The 19452-nt window shown below is 62.5% G+C and carries 9 protein-coding genes and 4 pseudogenes; 7 read left to right on the forward strand and 6 right to left on the reverse strand.

Features of this window, described 5'->3' with window-relative positions; genetic code table 11:
- Positions 1-8 precede the first annotated feature (8 nt).
- Positions 9-1292, reverse strand: a complete 1284-nt coding sequence (gene murA / locus C3E99_RS02890; protein WP_067113200.1) for a UDP-N-acetylglucosamine 1-carboxyvinyltransferase — start codon at positions 1290-1292, stop codon at positions 9-11.
- A gap of 73 nt (positions 1293-1365) precedes the next feature.
- On the opposite strand from murA, the gene C3E99_RS02895 reads away from it, so the two are divergent.
- Positions 1366-2367, forward strand: coding sequence for a DMT family transporter (locus tag C3E99_RS02895; RefSeq protein WP_199775058.1), 1002 nt, complete (start codon positions 1366-1368; stop codon positions 2365-2367).
- Here the strand turns inward: C3E99_RS02895 and C3E99_RS02900 are convergent.
- The 3 genes and pseudogenes from C3E99_RS02900 to C3E99_RS19605 all read right to left on the reverse strand — a co-directional run.
- Positions 2364-2966, reverse strand: a complete 603-nt coding sequence (locus C3E99_RS02900; RefSeq protein ID WP_076074361.1) for a 2-hydroxychromene-2-carboxylate isomerase — start codon at positions 2964-2966, stop codon at positions 2364-2366. The two genes, C3E99_RS02895 and C3E99_RS02900, sit on opposite strands and share 4 nt — an antisense overlap.
- 200 nt (positions 2967-3166) lie before the next feature.
- Positions 3167-3910 (reverse strand): SDR family oxidoreductase, encoded by a 744-nt coding sequence (locus tag C3E99_RS02905; protein WP_104959365.1) that lies wholly within the window; start codon positions 3908-3910, stop codon positions 3167-3169.
- Positions 3911-4146: 236 nt separating this feature from the next.
- Positions 4147-4254: pseudogene (locus C3E99_RS19605) on the reverse strand (IS3 family transposase); the annotation flags it as partial.
- Positions 4255-4313: 59 nt separating this feature from the next.
- Here C3E99_RS19605 and C3E99_RS02910 point away from each other — a divergent pair.
- Positions 4314-5314: pseudogene (locus C3E99_RS02910) on the forward strand (IS256 family transposase); the annotation flags it as partial.
- Between the two features lies 1 nt (position 5315).
- Here the strand turns inward: C3E99_RS02910 and C3E99_RS02915 are convergent.
- The gene (locus tag C3E99_RS02915) at positions 5316-6539 is read right to left on the reverse strand and encodes an IS256-like element ISSpwi2 family transposase (protein ID WP_014082638.1); all 1224 of its coding nucleotides are present in this window, start codon (positions 6537-6539) and stop codon (positions 5316-5318) included.
- A 57-nt stretch (positions 6540-6596) separates the two neighbouring features.
- On the opposite strand from C3E99_RS02915, the pseudogene C3E99_RS02920 reads away from it, so the two are divergent.
- Positions 6597-6842: pseudogene (locus C3E99_RS02920) on the forward strand (transposase); the annotation flags it as partial.
- Positions 6843-6884: 42 nt separating this feature from the next.
- Here C3E99_RS02920 and C3E99_RS20065 read toward each other — a convergent pair.
- Positions 6885-7321, reverse strand: a pseudogene (locus tag C3E99_RS20065) (transposase); the annotation flags it as partial.
- A gap of 571 nt (positions 7322-7892) precedes the next feature.
- Between C3E99_RS20065 and C3E99_RS02930 the strand changes: the two are divergent.
- The 4 genes from C3E99_RS02930 (at position 7893) to C3E99_RS02945 (ending at position 18854) form a co-directional block, all read left to right on the forward strand.
- Positions 7893-11597 (forward strand): autotransporter domain-containing protein, encoded by a 3705-nt coding sequence (locus C3E99_RS02930; RefSeq protein WP_158682072.1) that lies wholly within the window; start codon positions 7893-7895, stop codon positions 11595-11597.
- A gap of 534 nt (positions 11598-12131) precedes the next feature.
- Positions 12132-15056 carry a TonB-dependent receptor domain-containing protein gene (locus C3E99_RS02935; RefSeq protein ID WP_104959368.1) on the forward strand — a complete coding sequence of 975 codons (2925 nt, stop codon included), beginning with the start codon at positions 12132-12134 and terminating at the stop codon, positions 15054-15056.
- Between the two features lie 95 nt (positions 15057-15151).
- A complete protein-coding gene (locus C3E99_RS02940) occupies positions 15152-17197 on the forward strand; it encodes a DUF5060 domain-containing protein (RefSeq protein WP_158682074.1) in 2046 nt (681 codons plus the stop codon).
- Between the two features lie 67 nt (positions 17198-17264).
- Positions 17265-18854, forward strand: coding sequence for a hypothetical protein (locus tag C3E99_RS02945; protein WP_158682076.1), 1590 nt, complete (start codon positions 17265-17267; stop codon positions 18852-18854).
- Positions 18855-19452: the final 598 nt, after the last annotated feature.

Here is a 19452-nt window from a genome sequence, read left to right on the forward strand (position 1 = left end):
ACACCGCGTCAGTCGTCGCTGACCCGCTCGATATCGGCGCCGACCGCCTGCAATTTTTCTTCCAGCCGCTCATAGCCGCGGTCGAGGTGATAGACGCGGTTGACCTGCGTCTCGCCCTCGGCGGCGAGCCCGGCGATGATCAGGCTCATCGAGGCGCGCAGGTCGGTCGCCATCACCGGCGCGCCGACCAGCTTTTCGACGCCGCGGACGACTGCGGTGCGGCCCTTGACCTGGATGTCGCAGCCCATGCGCGCGAGTTCGGGAACGTGCATGTAGCGATTCTCGAAAATCGTCTCGGTGAACAGCGAAGCGCCGGTGCCCAGCGTCGCCATCGCCATGAACTGCGCCTGCATGTCGGTCGCGAAGCCGGGGTAGGGCGCGGTCGACAGCGTCACGGGTTCGGCGCGGCCCGACATGGCGACGCGGATACCGCCCTTGACCTCCTCCACCGTCGCGCCCGCCTCGCGCAGCGCGGCGAGCGTCGCCTCCATCTCGGCCGCCTTCGCGCCGACCAGTTCGACGTCGCCTTCGGTGATGACCGCGGCGCAGGCATAGCTTCCCGCCTCGATGCGGTCGGCCATGACGCGATAGGTCGCGCCGTGCAGCCGGTCGACGCCCTCGATGGTCAGCGTCTCGCTGCCGATGCCGTCGATCTCGGCGCCCATCGCGGCGAGGCAGTTGCACAGGTCGACGATCTCGGGCTCGCGCGCCGCATTTTCGAGCACGCACGTCCCCTTGGCGAGCACCGCCGCCATCACCGCATTCTCGGTCGCGCCGACCGACACGACGGGAAAGGTGAACCTGCCGCCGGCCAGCCGTCCGCCCGGCGCACTCGCCTTCACATAGCCCGAGGCGAGCTCGATCTCCGCCCCGAAGGCTTCGAGCGCCTTCAGGTGCAGGTCGATCGGCCGGTTGCCGATCGCGCAGCCGCCGGGCAGGCTGACCGTCGCCTCGCCCGCGCGCGCCAGCAGCGGGCCGAGGACGAGGATCGACGCGCGCATCTTGCGCACGATGTCATAGGGGGCGACGGTCGAGGTCAGCGTCGTCGCGCGCGCGGTCATCACGCGCCCGAAATCCTCCGGCCGCGACCCTTCGATCGTCGTCGAGCAGCCGAGCTGGTTGAGCAGGTGGCCGAAACCGTCGACGTCGGCGAGTCGCGGCAGGTTGCGCAGCGTCAGCGGCTCGTCGGTGAGCAGCGCGCAGGGGAGCAGGGTGAGCGCGGCATTCTTGGCGCCGGAAATGGGGATACGGCCCTTGAGTCGCTGGCCGCCGCGAATGACGATTTGATCCATCGAGCGTGTTTAGCGGATGCGCGGGAGCGCGCAAGCGGTTGCCTCCGGATGCCCGGCACGGCACGGAGGCGCGATGAACGACGGAACAGGCATGGAAGAATCGGTGCGCGCGGCTCCGGGGGCGGGGCTGGCGGGATTGTGGGCGCGGCCCTATCTGCTGCTGACGCTGACCGCGGCCTGCTGGGCCGGCAATTCGATCGTCGGGCGGGCCGCGCGCGATTTCGTGCCGCCGATCGCCTTGTCCTTCTGGCGCTGGGCGCTCGCATTGCTGCTGTTGCTGCCGCTCGCCTGGCCGCACCTTCGGCGCGACTGGCCGGTGCTGCGCGCGCACTGGCCGATCATGATCCTACTGGGGATGCTGGGGATCGGGTCGTTCAATACCCTGCTCTACAGCGGGCTCCAGACCACGACCGCGCTCAATGCGATGCTCATGCAGTCGGCGCAGCCGGCGCTGATCCTGCTGATCGGGGCGCTGCTGATGAAGGAGCGCACGACGGCGCGGCAGATCGCGGGCGTGGCCGTCTCGCTGGCCGGGGTATTGACCATCATCTCGCGCGGCGACCTGCAGGCGCTGCTCGCGCTGCGGCTCAACGGCGGCGATGCGATCATCGGTTTCGCGGTGGTGCTGTGGGCGGTCTATTCGGTGCTGCTGCGCCGCCGCCCGCCGGTTCATCCGCTCAGCCTGCTGGCGGGTTCGATCCTGATCGGGATCGTGGCGATCGCGCCCTTCTATGCCGGCGAACTGGTGCAGGGGCGGCGGATCGTCGCCGCGCGCGAAAGCGTGCTGGCCATCGCCTATGTCGCGATCTTCCCCTCGTTCCTTGCCTATCTCTTCTTCAACCGCGGCGTCGAACTGATCGGGTCGGCGGCGACGGGGCAGTATATGAACGTCATGCCGCTGATCGGCGCCGGGCTGGCGATCGCGTTCCTGGGGGAGGAACTGCATCTCTTCCACGTCGCCGGGCTGTTTCTGGTGATCGCGGGAATTTTCGTGGCCGGCCGCAGCATGCAGGCGCCGGTTACGGCGGCCGATGCGGTGGTTCCGGCGCGGCCGTCCGATGGCGGCAGATTCTAGCCCAGCAGCGCCTCTTCGACCTGGGCCAGGCGATCCTTGCCGAAGAACATCGCGTCGCCGACGAAGAAGGTCGGGATGCCGAACACTCCGCGCGCGACGGCGGCCTCGGTATTGGCGGCGAGCTTTTCCTTGATGGCGGGCTCCTGCGTCCGTGCGAGCAACGCCGGGCCGTCGAAACCGTTGGCCGACAGGAAGGCGGCGGCGACGGCGTGGTCGTCCATCTTCAGCCCTTCCTCCCACATCGCGCGGTTCACCGCCTCGACATAAGCGTCGAGCCGCCCTTCGTCCGCGGCGACGATGGCGCCGCGCATGATCAGCAGGGTGTTGACCGGGAAATGGGGGTTGAGCTGGAAGCGGGTCAGCCCATGCCGTTCGATGAAGCGGCGCATTTCCAGATTCTCGTAGGCGAGCTTTGCCGGCACCCCGGCATATTGCACCATCGGCGCCTTGTTGCCCGTCGCCTTGAAGATGCCGCCGAGCAGGCAGGGAGTGACCGCCAGTTCGGCGCCGGTGCGATCGAGGATGCCCGGCAGGACCTTCAACGTCAGATAGGCGTTGGGACTGCCGAAATCGAAGATCAGTTCGAGGGTCTTGGTCATGCTTCAAATCCTTTCCCTTCTCCCCTTGCGGGAGAAGGATAGGGAGCCTTATCGCGAAGCGATTAGGCGGACTTGGATGAGGGGTTGCGAGCGAAGCTCGCGCGATCCTGTGGATCGCATACCCCTCACCCAGCTATGACTAGGCGGCCGAGCCGCCAAGTCTCCGCAACCCTCTCCCGCAAGGGGAGAGGGAATTTCCGTCACCATTTTTCTCCCCATGGGCGAAGGTCGAGTTCGTGCGTCCACGCGCTCCGCGGTTGCTTGTGCAGCGCCACATATTGTGCGGCGATCGCGTCGGGGTTCAGGATCAGATCCTGCGCCCTGGCATTGTCGAAATCGGGGTGGCGGTCGCGGATGAATTCGGTGTCGATCGCGCCGTCGATCACGACATGCGCGACGTGAATGCCCTGCGGCCCCAACTCGCGCGCCATTGACTGGGCGAGCATCCGCAGCGCCGCCTTCGCCCCCGAAAAGGCGGCGAAGCCCGACCCGCCGCGCAAGCTGGCGGTCGCGCCGGTGAATATTATGGTGCCGCGACGGCGCGGCGTCATGCGTTTCGCGGCCTCGCGCCCCATCAGGAACCCGGCCAGGCACGCCATTTCCCAGACCTTGCTGTAGACGCGCACCGTCGTCTCGCCGATCGGGAAATTCACATTGGCGCCGATGTTGAACACCGCGACCTCGACCGGCCCGACCTCTGCCTCGACCTGATCGAACAGGGCGATCATCGCGTCCTCGTCGCGGGCGTCGGCGGGGAAGGCGCGCGCCTGATGCCCCGCGTCGTGGATCGACTGCGCGAGCCTTTCGAGCGCGTCGGCATTGCGCTCGCGCCGGTTGACGCAGGCGGTCAGCCCTTCGGCGGCGAAGGCGCGCGCAATGGCGCCGCCCGTCGCATCGCCGGCGCCGACGATGACGGCCGCGCGAGTGGATGCTGGATCGGTCACGGGCGAATCTCCTCTTGCGGGTGATAGTAACTATGATAATCATAGTAACAAGAGTAAAAGTCATTCGTCATTCCCGCGAAAGCGGGAATCCAGCGAACCGGCGTTGGAACTGGATTCCCGCTTTCGCGGGCACACCTTTGTCATAACTTGGCGGCGATTCCCATATGAGGATGCGGAAAGCTAGGATAGCTAGATGTGGCCTGCTGCCGGTTTGATGGACACCGAGATAGGTTCATTCAGGCTACCCCAGCTTCGCGTTCGAAGTCGATAGGACTGAGGTAACCCAGGGTCGAGTGACGCCGGGTCGGGTTGTAGAAGCATTCGATGTAATCGAACACGTCGGCCGGGCCTGTCAGTAATTTTGTGCGCGAGGCCATAAGATGGAATGGAAAGGACCCATCCTATGGCTATCGACAAGGAAGTTTTGGATCAGTTGCTGGCAGGGCGTGATCCGCAGGAGTTATTTGCCAGGGACGGCTTGATCGACGAACTGAAGAAGGCGCTGTCGGGACGGATGCTGGCAGCGGAGCTTGACGATCATCTGGATCCGAGGCGGAGGCCGGTGGAGGAAATCGGCGCAACGGCACGTCACAGAAGACGATGCTGACGGGTAGTTCGAAGGTGACGCTGGATATCCCGCGCGACCGTTCGGGGACGTTCGATCCGAAGCTGATCGCGAGATATCAGCGCCGGTTCTCGGACTTCGACGACAAGATTATCTCGATGTATGCGCGCGGGATGACGGTTCGCGAGATCCGAGGGCATCTCGAGGAGCTTTACGGCATTGACGTATCGCCGGACCTGATCTCGACGGTGACCGACGCCGTGCTGGAAACGGTCGCCGAATGGCAAGGTCGGCCACTCGATGCCTGCTATCTGCTGGTGTTCTTCGACGCGATCCGGGTCAAAATCCGCGACGAAGGCTTCGTCCGTAACAAAGTCGTTTATATCGCGCTCGGCATATTGCCTGACGGGACCAAGGACATCCTGGGCATCTGGATCGAGCAAACCGAAGGTGCAAAGTTCTGGCTACGCGTCATGAACGAGCTCAAGAACCGCGGCATCGCCGATATACTGATTGCGGTCGTCGACGGCCTGAAAGGCTTCCCGGACGCCATCAACGCCGTGTTCCCGGAAACGGTGGTCCAGACATGCGTTGTGCATTTGATCAGAAACAGCATGAGCTTCGCGTCGTGGAAAGACCGCAAGGCGATCGCCCAATCCCTGCGTAGCGTCTATCGCGCCGAAAACGCCGAGACCGGCCTGACCGCCCTGGAGGCATTCGAGGCAGGGCATTGGGGTCAGAAATATCCGGCGATCGCACAAAGTTGGCGGCGACATTGGGATCAGGTCATCCCATTTTTGGGACTGTCAGGATTTCCGTGTGCGGCCGGGCGGTTGATCATCAGGCCGCCATGGCTCTGATGAAACGTTCGCCGAAGATCACGGCAAATTGCGCCTTCGCCATGGTCCACTCACGTGGTGGCATCTTCCACTCTTTCTCCGACCGATTCAAGATCAGGTAGAGCAGCTTGGTGGCGGCCTCGTCGCTGGGGAAGTGTCCCCTGGCCCTGACAGCCCGCCTGAGCTTCGAGTTCAAAGCTTCGATGGCGTTCGTAGTGTAGATGATCCGGCGGACCTCGTCGGGGAACGCAAAAAACGGGATCACCTCGCCCCAGGCGCGCCGCCAGCTCTGGCCGATGGCGGGATAGCGCTGCCCCCAAGGGCCAGCCTCAAATGCTGTCAGCGCCTTTTCGGCGGCATCTGCGTCGGTGGCACGGTAAATCTCCTTGAGCGCGCTGGCGAGGTTCTTTCGGTCCTTCCAGGAGACGAAGTCCATCGAGTTGCGCAGCAGGTGAACGATGCAGGTCTGGACGATCGCATCGGGGAACACTGCGGTGATCGCATCGGGAAAGCCCTTCAGGCCGTCAACGACGGCCAGCAGGATGTCTTCAACGCCACGGTTGCGAAGCTCGTTCATCACCCGAAGCCAGAACTTGGCACCCTCATTCTGCTCGAGCCACAAGCCGAGCACCTCCTTTGCGCCGTCGGCGCGGACGCCCAGCGCAATGTGGATCGCCTTGTTGCGCACCATGCCCTCGTCGCGGATCTTGACCCGGATCGCGTCGAAGAAGACCAGCGGGTAAACCGGATCGAGCGGCCGCTGCTGCCAAGTGGCGACCTCATCGAGCACGGCGTCGGTCACCGTGCTAATCAAATCGGGTGAGACGTCGATGCCGTATAGATCGTGCAGGTGCCTGGTGATCTCGCGGGTGCTCATGCCGCGCGCGTACATCGACACGATCTTGTCGTCGAAGCCGGGAAAGCGGCGTTGATACTTGGCGATCAACTGCGGGTCGAAGCTCGACTGGCGATCGCGCGGCACGTCGATCGCCAACTTGCCGGTGTCGGTCATTACCGTCTTCCGACCGTAGCCGTTGCGCATGTTGCCGGCGCCGTCTTCGCCAGCGAGGTGGTGATCCATCTCCGCATTCAGGGCACGCTCTGTCAGCGCCTTCTTCAGCGAATCGAGCAGACCGCCCTGCTCGAAGGCGGCACTGGCAGCGCCGCCCGCCAAAAGCTGATCGAGAAGCTCATTCGGTATGGCAGGTTCTTTGCGTCGTGACATAGTGGGACTCCTTGTTGCCCATTATGCCCGGCCACACACGGAAATCCTGACAGTCCCCCATTTTTTGCGTTTAGTGAAGCCATCCGCAGGATCATATACACCACGAACGCTATCGAGGCCTTGAACTCGAAGCTGCGGCGTGCGGTTTGCACTCGCGGACACTTCCCCGGTGACGACGCTGCCATGAAGCTGCTACACCTCGTCCTCAATCATGCGGCGCAAGAGTGGAAACGACCGCCGCGCGAATGGACCGAGGCAAAAACCCAGTTCGCCGTGATCTTCGGCGAAAGGTTCGTCATCTGATGACGGTAATCGGCCTCGCGCACAAAATTACTGACAGGCCCGCGCGAGGGCACTCGGCGCGCGACTGCGCCAGCCATAATATCCGCTGGCTGACACACCGAGCACGCGGCACATGACGCGCACCGGCCAGGTCGCGGAATGTTGCTCGATAAAATTGAACCTCATCGCGGCATCTCCGCAAAGATGCCGACGGCTTTTTTTAGTATGTCGCGCTCCATCCGCGCGCGGTCGAGTTCGCGGCGCAGTCTGGCGATCTCCGCCTCCTGATCCGCCGGCGATGCCATTGGCGATATCGGCGACTTCGTCGCCGGGCTCACAATGCCACCTTCCTGCCACTTGCGCTACCAACGGCGCAACATCGTTGGCATGATCCCCAACTCCGCCGCGATCTCGGTCTGCTTGCGCCCGCTCGTCTCCCACAGCGCCACAGCCTCGCGCTTGAACTCATCTGTAAACTGACGCTTCGTCGTCTTTGCCATTCTACACCTCCTGACTCCGCAGAGCCTATCATCGGTGTCCGCGCAATCGGGGGAAGATCACTCCTCTTCTTCGACAGGATCGACCTGCCGAAGCATCTTGGGGTCGACCAGCCTCGATTACGCTATGTCTGTTCCGTAACACCGATCCGGCGGCACGCTTCCGCAGTCGTCGCCCCATGCGCCAGCACAACCTCCACCCAAGACAAAGTCAAGCGCGCCACAGGATGGCGATGCAAGGCGCAAGCACGCAAATCGCCAGCCAAAGGTTGCAAAGCCGGAGCGCGTTTGCTAGAGAATTTCTAATAATGGAATAAAATTCCATTGAATAGAATAATCGAAATAGATTAGTGGGGCGCTGCGGCAAACTTTTGGGCCTTCCGTGAGGATGAGGGAGGCAGCGCGTGGCTCGAGCTGACACTAGAATTGACTGAATATGGGGAAGGGGTATATTATGAAGCATCCGGCATCGGCGTTTTCGTTGCGCACAATTCTACTTGGCACTGCGTTTGGACTATTTGTTCCGGGCGCGGCTTTGGCTCAAACTACGGTAGACGTCGCAACGACAAGCCAGATGAGCCTCGGCGCCGACGAGGCCCTCACCGTTACCTCGACCGGCAGCATCGTCACCACGGGACGCGCCGTGACGATCGCCAACACCGGCTCCGGTACCGCGACGGTCGTCAACCAGGGACGCATCGAGAGCACCGGGACTAATGCCACGAGCAGCGGGATCGGCCCCAACGCCGCCGTGAACCTGCACCTGACCAACGAGGCGGGCGCGTTCATCGGCGGTGGGTCCGGTGTCTATCTGAGGACCGGTGAGGTGATCAATCGCGGCACCATCGAGGCACGGATTACTGGCAGTTCCGCCGCCGACGCGATCCGCGCCGAAACCAATTCCATCATTCGTCTTGAAGCAGGCAGCGTCACCTCCGCCAGTACGGCGACAACGGGAACCTCCTATGCCGTCAACGTCCACGGCGGCGGCAACAGCGTTTATCTCGACACGGACGCGACCGTAAACGGCCGGATCAGGGCCGCCGCTGGCACAGCGGCCGGCAACCGGATGTATCTAACGGGCTCCGGTACCAAGACGCTCACCGATGTCCTCGGATTCGACGGTTACAATGTCCTCTCCGGCGATTGGACGGTCACAAGTGCCTTTACCGCCGCTTTGGAGGGTACCAACATCGCGAGCGGGGCGATTCTCCGCTGGGGCAATGGTGGAACCGGCGGCGCCATCACTGGCCAGATCACCAACCACGGCACATTGGTGATCAATCGGTCGAACGAGGTTGACCTCGCCGCGCCCATCACCGGTACCGGGGCAGTCATCCTCGATTCCCCGGTGGCAGGCGTTCTGACCTTTGGTGCGAATAGCACCTATAGCGGCAACACGATCGTCCGGAGCGGTACCCTGCGCGGGGGTATGACGAATGCCCTGTCGTCCAACTCGCAGGTGACCGTCGAGACGGCGGGAATTCTCGACATTGTCGCGGGCTTCGATCAGCAAGTCGGTGGCCTGTCCGGCACTGGGGAGACGAGGATCAACGGCGCTACGCTGACGCTTGGCGGTTCTGGCGTGAACACCAGCTACACCGGCGCCCTGTCAGGCAGCGGCTCGCTGATCAAGATGGGTACGGGCGTGCTGACATATGGGGGAACGGGTACGCTCGGGGGCGGGGTGACGATCCAGAGCGGCGGCTTGCACCTCGACGGCTCACTGACTACCGACTTGACGGTTCAAGCAGCCGGCTCGCTCAGCGGCAGCGGGAGGCTGACCGGTGCGGCCGTGGTCAACGGCACGTTGGTCGGTACATCAGGCGAAACGCTGACATTGGGCTCGTTGACGCTCGGTTCCGATGCGACTGTCTCCGCGACACTCGGCAACATTGGCGCGAGCGAGATGTTCAACATCACGGGCAACCTCACGCTGGACGGGACCCTCGTAGTAACCGAGGCCACCGATTTCGGGGCCGGACTCTATCGCCTGTTCAGCTATGGAGGGACGCTTACCGACAACGGACTGGACGTCACCCCCCTTAGCGGAGAGCAAAAGGGAGTTCTCCAAACTTCGGCGCCGGGCCAGGTCAATCTGGTCGTCTCAATTCCCGGGACGGTCTCGGACATTCAGTTTTGGAACGGGACCCGCACGACCGCCAACGGAACCATTGCCGGTGGCGACGGGACTTGGAGTGCAGATGGCCGGACTAACTGGACCGGTACCGACGGCAGTTCCAGCGAGCCCTGGGGCGGCGGGTTTGCGGTCTTCAGCGGCCAGGCAGGAACGGTCACTGTCGACACCGCGGCCGGGCCGGTCGCAGCCACCAATATGCAGTTCGCGACTACAGGCTACCGAGTTCAGGGCGGCGCGCTGGACCTGATTGGCGCGGCAAACCTGCGCGTCGGCGATGGCACCAGCGCCGGCTCCAGCATGGTCGCAACCATCGGCTCGCGGCTGGCTGGGACCGGGGCGCTGGTCAAGGAGGACTTGGGTACGCTCGTCCTGACCGGTGCGAACGATTATTCGGGTGGCACGCAGATCGTGAACGGCGTGCTCCAGATCGGCGATGGCGGGACCAGCGGGCTGCTGCCTGGCAACGTCCATATCGGCCCACCCTCAGGAGGCAACACGCCGACTCTCGCCTTCCGGCGCTCGGACGAGCATATCTATGCCGGTATCATTACCGGTCAGGGTCGGCTGGAGCAGCGCGGGACAGGTACGCTCGTGCTGACAGGTGATTCGTCGAACTTTGCGGGAACGGTGTCCGTTGTGGCCGGCACGCTCAGGATCGGCGGCACGCTCGGCGGCACGATCGAGACGGCGAGCGGCGGCGTCATCGGCGGCATCGGCCAGCTTGGAAATGTTGTGATAGGGAATGGCGGGATTCTTGCACCCGGCAACAGCATAGGCACGCTGTCTGTCGCCACGGCAACTTTCGACACCGGTTCGGTTTTCCAGGTTGAAACAACTGCAGCTGGCGCAACCGACCTTTTGAATGCGTCAGGGGCGGTCACGATCAACGGCGGGACTGTCCAGGTGCTGGCTGGAGCCGGCAATTACGCCATCGAAACGGACTATGTCATTATTCAGGCGGCGGGCGGGATCGCACGTAGCGGCGCTTCGAACGGGTTTTCCAGCGTCACCTCCAACCTTGCATTCCTGACGCCCTCGCTCCGGTACAGCACCAATGCGGTGACGCTGACACTGTCCAGGAACGACATCGACTTCGCCGCCATCGCGGCGACCCCCAATCAGCGCGGGGTCGCCGGTGCCATCCAGTCACTTGGGGGCGGGAACGCCCTGCACGATGCGGTGCTCCAGCTCGATGGTGCGACTGCCCGTAAAGGCTTTGATACAGTCTCTGGCGAAATCCATGCGTCGGTTCGGACGGCAATGATCGAGGACGTTCGCCGCCCATGGGCAGCGGTCATGCACCGGATGCAGACTGCGGCACCCGGTTCCGGCGTCTGGCTGAACGGTTTCGGAAACTGGGGCGACAATCGCGACCGCACTAACGCGGCCGTGCTCGAGCGCGATGGCCGAGGCATCATCGGGGGCGTTGATTTTGGCGGGGACACCCTGCGCTTTGGTGCGGCCACCGGATTCACGAGCACCAAGTTGAACAACGGGTCGCACACAAGCCAGGGTACCGCCAGGTCCGTGCGGCTGATGGGCTATGCAAGTGCCGAGATCGGCCCCGTTCGCATCCGGGTGGCCGGCGGCTATTCCGATGCAGACATCAAAGTTGAGCGGACGTTGGCGCTGGGCAGTGTCACTGGCAACCATCGCGTAACCTATGGGGGCCAGACGCTGCACGGGGGGGGCGAGATCGGCCTCCCCGTCGGATTGGGCGCCGGGCTGGTCGAACCGTTCGTTAGCGGGGCGTGGGTGCAAGCGCGCACCAGCGCGTTTAGCGAAACGCCGGGCGGGTCTTTGGCATTGTCGTCCGGGCGTGAGCGGGACACATATTCTTCCTCTACGACCGGATTGCGGTTCACGACATCGGCTGACGGCCCTTTTGCCGTGCGGGCTACAGCGGCCTGGCAGCACGGTTTCGGTTCGGTGATCCCAGCCTCGCATCTGACCTTTGCGGGCACAAACGCACGCTTTCGTGTCCAAGGCGCCGCATTCGCCCGAGATGCGGGCCTGATGGATACGGAGGTTCTGTGGCGCCTCAATTCCAAGATGCGTCTCAGCCTGTCCTATTCGGGACTACTCAGCAAGAATGCTCAGGACCATTCCGGTAACGTCTCGTTTGGCGTGACATTCTGAGGCGTCCGAAGCCGGCCGAGGGCTCCGCCAGCCGGACTGCGCCACTTGCTGACCTGCTCCCGCCAGCGGCGGGGGCAGGCCTCGCCCGCGCGAAGCTGCTAGCCCCCTAAAGTGCTTCAACAAGTTCACCCGAGGTGATCCGGCTGCAGCGCCGGTGCCCGTCGCACGGTCTATAAATAGCCCAACGCAGGCCGTAGGCCGAAACGCTGGACGCCGTCTCCGAACATGTCGTCGCGACAGTCCGGCCGTCGCGCGGCGAGCGTCTGCGTCCCCTGACCGTGACAGCAGAAAAAACCTTGCCGAACTCACCTCCCTTCGCCTGCGGGCGCACAATCGTCAGCCAAGGGTTGTAAAGCCGGAGCGTGTTTGCTAGGGCATTTCTTAAGATGGAATATTATTCCAATGAGCGGAATGTCTGAGGCGGATTGGCGGTGCACCGCGACAAGCGCTTCGGACCTATCGTGAGGGTGCGCGGTTCAGCGCGTGCGTTCGAACTGAAATTAGAAAAGACTGAGTATTTGGGAGGAGAGGGTCATGGCTATTCGGCTGAATGGATCGGTATCGACTATCGCTATAGTGTTGGCAGTTACGTCTCTCGGAATCGCACCGGCGTTCGCGGCCCAACAGGAAGCCGAGAAGAAGCCGGTTACTGAACAGGAAACCCGGGCGGGCGAGGCCTCTGAAAAGGAATCTGAAAAGGACAAGGACATCGTCGTCACGGGCACGGCCATTCGCGGCGTCGCTCCAATCGGATCGAACCTCGTTACGCTGGATCGAGAGTCTATTGAAGAAACGGCGTCAACCGACATGAGCGAACTGCTCAACACCGTACCGGCAATCACCACGTCGGGCGCGGATGCTGGCGAGAACGTATTCTCCTATTACTCGCCGCAAATCCACAGCCTGGGGGGAGCCGCGAGCAACACGACGCTGGTTCTGATCGACGGTATGCGGATCCCCGGCGGGGGCACGCGAACTGCTCAGACGGATCCAAACATCCTCCCGCGCAGTGCGGTCCAGCGGGTCGAGGTGCTCGCGGACGGCGCCTCGTCCATCTATGGCTCCGATGCTGTTGCGGGTGTCGTGAACTACATCACGCGGTCATCGTTCAGCGGAGCGGAAATAGCCGGCAAAGTCGGGTTCGCGGACAATTGGCACACCTACGACGTCAACGGCATCGTGGGAACGAAATGGAACACCGGCGGTATCTATGTCGCCGCTCAACATACGTATCGAAGCCCGCTGCGGATGAGGGACCGGGATTTCCTGAGCAGGGGCGATTTCCGTTCGGTCGGCGGTCGCAACACCAACACGTTCCACTGTTCGCCGGCCACATTCAGCACGCCTTCGTCTGGAAGCGAAGTCTATTTGTCGCCCTCGGCGACGACGACGACAGCCGTGATTACGGACAACGCCCCTTGCAATAGTAATGCGATTTATGCGGATGCGCTTGGAAACCACAAGCGCACAAATGTTCTGCTGCGCGTCGACAATACGTTTGGCGACCGGTTGACGGTAACCGGCACCGCCAATTACCAACGTTTGCGCGCCGTGTACCGCTTCGGCCCCGCGGCGGTCAACAACGTGACCGTCTTCGGCCCGGGGGCCTTCTCTCCGGCGTCGAGTCGCTTTGGCCAGATCAATCCATTCTATACGGCGCCGGCGGGGGACCCCACGGCGACGCAGCAGGTGGTCACCTGGTCCGCGATCAGGCCCGGGAATGACTACGGAACGCAGCAGGCGAAGAACGAGACGCTCTATCTCTACGGTAATGCCGAATACAAGCTGTCCGATAGCTGGTCCGTGACGCTTAGCAACGCGTTCGGGCACAGCCGCAGCTACACGAACAACTACGGCCTTATCTGCACCGCCTGCGTACAGGAAGCACTGAACGGCACCAGGTCCGCGACCGGAGCTATTAGCCGCGCTACAAACATCCCGTTGACGACGGAGAACGCGCTGGACGTCTGGCAGCCCAATGGCGGCAGGACCTCGGAGGCGGTTCTGGCAAGTCTCTATACCAACGAGAACTCCCTCATGCACCTCAACAGATTCAACCAGGCAAAGCTGGAAGCGCAGGGCGTGGTGTTCGCATTGCCGGCCGGCGATGTGCGCCTGGCGTTCGGCGGCGAATATTATTGGGCCCAGCAGCATGTCGAAGATACCGACTTGACCGGCGAAGTTAGCTTCACGCTCAGCCGCAATGCCCTCTCGGGCTATGTCGAAGTCGCGGTTCCGCTGGTCTCGGAGGACATGGGTGTGCCGTTGATGAAGCGGCTCGATCTTAGCCTCTCGGGCCGATATGATCATTACAACGATGTGGGCGGCACCACCAATCCCAAGATCGCGGCCAACTGGGAGGTGGTTTCAGGGCTGAGACTGCGCGGCAACTATGCAACCGCGTTCGTTGCGCCGCCGCTGACCTCGATCGGAATTCCGGAGCTGGGCTATCAGCGCAGAGCGACTGGGGTGACGCGCTCCCAGCCATTCTACGTTCCGCTCGATATTTATCCAGATGCCAGATTGCTGCCCGGTTGCGCGAGTGCGGTTACCGTATGCCAGATCGGCACGTCCTCGAACTTGGGCCTGACGCGCGACTATGGCATGGGGCCTGACGCCAAGCCACAGACCGGTAACAGCTGGTCCCTCGGCGTCGACTTTGTACCGCCGCAGAGCCGGGGCCTTCGGGCATCGCTGACATACTGGAGCAACAAGTTTATCGGCGGCGTGAACCGACTTGAGATCGTGCAACAGCTTTATTCTACCGCGATGCGGGACCGGCTGACGATCTGCCCAACGGGCTGCACGACGGCCCAAATAAACGAGTTCGCGAATGTCGCCAACGGCGGCACCATCTCAACGACGCTGCCGCCCATAACCTATTTCATGAACAACAACGACCAGGGCAATGTGCTCAACATGACCGTCCAAGGCATCGACGCGGACATCACCTATCGGCACAGAACCGATTTCGGTCGATTCACCTTCGGCGTGTCAGGCACCTACTATACCCGCTTCGACCAGAATTTCGGCGGCGAAGAATTTAATACGCTCAACACCTCCGGCTATAATTCAAGCTTTCCCCAAATCCAGAAGCGGTTCCGGTTCCAGTTTGGCTGGGCTCTGGGTGACTTCTCGATAAACGGGTTCCTGAATCATACCGGCGCCTACAGGAACTGGAGCGACGAGACTGTTGAGCCGCTGATCCTTGATGAGAACAATAGGCCTATCGGCGGAGGCGACCGGGTCGAGGCGGATACGACGGTGGATATGACCGCCGCATACCGGCTGAGATTTGGTGGGGGTACAAACGCCAGGCTGTACCTGAACGTCAGGAACCTGTTCGACCGTGATCCGGTGTTCTACGGCGGCACATTGGGCCGCACCTATGGCATCAACCGCTATGTGTCGAACCCGTACGGACGGATCGTGACGTTCGGTTTTAGCGCGGAATTCTAAGTCGGAACTGTGGATGTGTCGGCGGCTCGTTGCTGAGCAAGCTTCGTTTCGAACCCTCGACGCCGCGCTTGTTGTTCTATGCGGGAGGAAATTACATGGATTATCTCGGATACTTGTTACCGAGCCGAGCACGCTGGGGTATGACACTGGCCGCCCTGGCCTTTGGCACACCTCTGGCGGCAAATGCCAACGTCACTGCGCGCAACGCCGGGGGGGTTTACGACCCTGTTACGCTCGACGTGGAGGGGCCTGTGCTCGATCAGGCAACTGGCCCAAATCCGTTCGCTGACTACCGGTTAGACGTCACTTTCAGCCGGTCCGGCCGCGAATATACGGTGCCGGGCTATTTCGCGGCATGCGCCGACGCAGCGGATAGCGGGTGCACGAACGGGAAGCTATGGCGCGTGCATTTTGTGCCCATGTCAGCCGGCGAGTGGAGCTATCGTGTCAGCTTCCGGACCGGCGCCGATGTGGTGGCAAGCGGCGACGCTGGCGAAGCGGTGGTCGGGGTTGATGGCACGACCGGTAGTTTCAAAGTGTCCGCCACACCCAGAAACGATGTCCGCGCGCGCGGGCTGCTTCAGTATCGCGAAGCGCAGTATTATCGCTGGTCTGGCACCGGCAAACCTTTCTTCAAGTTCGGCGTGGATTCGCCGGAGAACATGCTGGCCTATATCGATTTCGACCGCACGCCGAACGCGAGAGGGATGCGCCACGATTGGCAACCGCATGTCAGGGACTATGACGCGCGAGCGAAGTCGTTCACATGGGGCGACGAACGCGGCAAGGGATTGCTGGGACGCTTCGCCTATCTGGAAGGGGCCGGGGTGAACAGTGTCAGCATGCTCCTGTTCAATATCGGGGGCGACGATCAGAACGTCATCCCCCAAATCATGCGCGTGTCTGCGGAAAGCTATGAAAAGCTTTCGCCCGCCGATCAATGGGCAAAGGGCGTGCATCACGACCGCTACGACGTTGTGAAGCTGGCCCAGTGGCAGCGTGCGCTGTCCTATGCCGACGAGTTGGGTCTCCAGGTGCATTTCAAGATGCAGGAGGTCGAGAACAACTTCTTCATGGACGGCGGCAAGCTGGGCCGCCAGCGGAAGATTTACATCCGGGAGATGGTCGCGCGCCTCAACCACTTCCTCGCCGTGTCCTGGAACATGGGCGAGGAGAACACGCAGCACCCGGATGTCGTCCGTGAGCAAGCGAAATATATAGACTCCCTCGATCCCTACGATCACCCGCTCGTGATGGCGACCTATCCGCGCCAGAAGGAGCGTTTCCGGCCCCATCTGGCGAGCGGATCTTCCATGAACGGCCTGGCGATGCAGGGGAACACGATCGATTTCTCCGACATGCGTCCCGATATCGTCAAATGGACCAACGCCTCCATCAGGGCGGGGCGTCGCGTCGTGATCGGCTATGACGAGTCCGGCACCGCAGGGCCCGGTGCGCCGATCGATGCGGGGTTCGACCTGAACACCTTGCCTACCAAGGGTGTTGTGTCGTTCAACCCGGGCGACCTTCCGCCCGGCGAGGAGGAGGAGACCGCCGCGGAAGCCCGCAAGGCAGCGAAGGAGCGGTCGCCCGCCGTTCAGCCCGAGATTGCTCCGACGCGCGAAACCTATCGCCGTCACGCAATCTGGAATGCGCTGCTCGCCGGGGCCGGTGGGATGGAGATGTATTACGGTTGGAGAAACAAGTGTCACGACCTGGGGTGCGAGAACGACCGCACGCGTACGCTGAAATTCAACGACGGCAGAAACGCCATCGCGTTCTTTAATGAGCATGTCGGTGAGCGTGCCCTGGGGATGGTTGCCGATGACGACCTGACGATGACCAGGACGGAATATGTGTTTGCCGATCACGGCAAGACCTACATCGTCTATACCCGCGCCGGGACGCCCGCCGCGCTGTCGCTGCTCGGCGAAAGCGGACGCTACAGCGTCGATTGGTACGACGCCGTCGCTGGCGGCCCGTTGCGAAAGGGAAGCGTGGCGGAGATCGCGGGTGGTGAAGCCCCGCTGAAAAGGGGTGCCCCCCGTTCCATCCGCAATTCGCGTTTCGTCTCGCTCGGGACGCCACCGTCCGGCGGATCGGCCGATTGGGTCGCGCTGGTTCGTCGGATCGCCGACTAGCTTCGGTGGGAAGGCGAGCCGGGGCGCTCGTCTTCACTGCGACCGAGATTGACGGATATCCATTGGAATGGCGCGGGTCGACACCGGCCAGACATGTGAGGCCATCATGTATAGCAGACGAACGGTCCTTCACAGCGCCGCAGTTGCGGGCCTCGGCGGCGTACTACTCGGCGGAGTCTCCTGGTCGCGTGCGAGCGCCGCCGAAACCCGCACCGTCAGAGCATTGCTGCCTTCGGCGAGCCATGACGCGCTGGCGGTCAAGGTGCTGCTCGACACTCCGCCGTTCGCAGCACCGGTGCTGACGATCGACGGGCGGCAGGCTGCGGCGCAACAGATGGATGTGGACGGCTACGCCTGGGGCTTCGTCCAGAAGGGTCTAAAAGGCGGCACCACGCACGAGCTGACCCTGACCGATGAGTTCGGTGCCGCGCTGCGCGCACCGTGGCAGCTTAAGACGCTGCCCGACCTGGATGACCTGCCCGAACGGTTCCGCATTCTGTTCTTCACCTGTGCGGGCGGCGATGAGGCCAAGAGTGCGCTAGCGGTGAACACGCGGCGTGCTTTGTTCGATCGTGCGTTGAGTTTCTCGCCCGATCTGGCGGTGGCCAATGGCGATCACATCTACTGGGATCTCGACACCGCGCTGAAAATCCGTGGAAGTGCCAGGACTCTGGCGCGCAACGAAGAGATCTACCGCAGGATTGCGTGGATCGACCAGGATCTGGAATTCGATTCCGAGACCAACCGCCGCTCCCTCAACACGGTGATCGGGCGGCAGATCGCGTCGATCTATGAGGACCGGTTCGCCTCGGTTCCGCTGGTCTTCATCAGCGACGACCACGACTATTTTGAAAACGACAATGGCGGCACTTGGGGCTACACCTTCCCGCCGCGTCCTTTCACCCTCAATCTGCAACGCCGCGCAGCGGCAATGGCCTATCCCTTTGCGCTGGGTCGTCCGAAATTGCCCGGTGGGAGCCTGACCTCTGAAACGGTCGAGGCGGTCAGAATCGGTAAGCTCGTCGAGCTGGCTCTGTTCGATTGTCGCCGCGGATGGGATACCAAGACCGGTAACGGTATGCTGTTTCCGGAAGTCGAGCGGTTCCTGATTGAACGGTTGCACCGATCCGAGGCCAGCCAGTACATCCACGTCCCGTCAGTCCCGTTCGGCTGGACTGCAGGCAAGCTTGGTGATTGGTACGAGGATCGACCGCCTTTGGGCACCAGTTACGGCGACAAGGAATTTTGGCCCGCCAGTTGGTTCGACCAGCACCAGCGGCTAATCAAGGCGCTGACCGAACAGCGGGAGCGCCCTGCGATTACCATATCCGGCGATATCCACGCCAGCGGTGCCAAGCGTTTCACGCGCAGCGGCAATATCGACCTTGCGACCAATCCGGTCGAGGCGATCCTTGCGGGAACAATCGGCACGGCCACTGGCTGGCCGAGCCACGGGCGCGGAATGTTCGCGAGCACTCCGGGCAAGCTGTTGGGTACCGATCTGGCGGAGACCCAGGAGAAGAACGGCTTCACCCTGTTCGATGTCACGCCGGATTACATCGAGGTGCGTCAGTTCAGCTGGCGCCCGCCCGAGCCAATCGAAGCGATCGCCTCACTCAAGCCTTATGCCACGTTCCGGATCGAGCGTCGCGCATGATGGCGATGATTCGCCGGACCGGGCTCAAGTCCCTCTCCGCCGCGCCGCTCGCTCTAGCTGCCTCGTCCCGGCGATTGATGGCGCAATATCCTCGCGAAGTCACGAGTGATCAGCATGGAGGGGACTGCTTCTGCGGCATCGACATGCGCCGGAGCCACGTCGCATCGATGGTCGGAGGGTCGCGTGACATCGCGCCTGCTCGACGACTATCGCCCAACGGCGCTCAGGTCGTCATGGCTCAACGGGGCGTAAATCCAGAGTTCGGACGGCCGACGGACGCAGTTGGATTCCGCGACCCGGCGGGCGAGCGATGGCGCGCGATCTCGGTATACTATGGTCGGGTTGGTCAGATCGTTGATCTGACCAACAATCGCCACGTTTCCTATTGCAGCATTCGCCGCTTGGCTGATAGCATCCCCCTTCCCCGAACGATCGCTGCGCGCCTTTCTTGGAACGTCCGAAACTTCCGCGATGAAGGTCTTTGACTTGGCCGGGGGGCTTCATCATCACGAAATTGGCGCGGGAATGACCCCGGCGCCGATCCGGTCCGCAGAGCTTGCAGGTTCATTTGCGGCACCGGACTGCGAACAGGTCGCAG

The sequence above is a fragment of the Sphingopyxis sp. MG genome (assembly GCF_002953155.1).
Taxonomy (GTDB): Bacteria; Pseudomonadota; Alphaproteobacteria; order Sphingomonadales; family Sphingomonadaceae; genus Sphingopyxis; species Sphingopyxis granuli.

Excerpts from the sequence above, each read along its gene's own strand:
- C3E99_RS02945 (WP_158682076.1), top strand. The coding sequence starts at position 17,265 with ATGGCGCGGGTCGACACCGGCCAGACATGTGAGGCCATCATGTATAGC.
- C3E99_RS02895 (WP_199775058.1), top strand. The coding sequence starts at position 1,366 with ATGAACGACGGAACAGGCATGGAAGAATCGGTGCGCGCGGCTCCGGGG.
- C3E99_RS02935 (WP_104959368.1), top strand. The coding sequence starts at position 12,132 with ATGGCTATTCGGCTGAATGGATCGGTATCGACTATCGCTATAGTGTTG.
- C3E99_RS02900 (WP_076074361.1), bottom strand. The coding sequence starts at position 2,966 with ATGACCAAGACCCTCGAACTGATCTTCGATTTCGGCAGTCCCAACGCC.
- C3E99_RS02930 (WP_158682072.1), top strand. The coding sequence starts at position 7,893 with ATGAGCCTCGGCGCCGACGAGGCCCTCACCGTTACCTCGACCGGCAGC.
- C3E99_RS02915 (WP_014082638.1), bottom strand. The coding sequence starts at position 6,539 with ATGTCACGACGCAAAGAACCTGCCATACCGAATGAGCTTCTCGATCAG.
- murA (WP_067113200.1), bottom strand. The coding sequence starts at position 1,292 with ATGGATCAAATCGTCATTCGCGGCGGCCAGCGACTCAAGGGCCGTATC.
- C3E99_RS02940 (WP_158682074.1), top strand. The coding sequence starts at position 15,152 with ATGGATTATCTCGGATACTTGTTACCGAGCCGAGCACGCTGGGGTATG.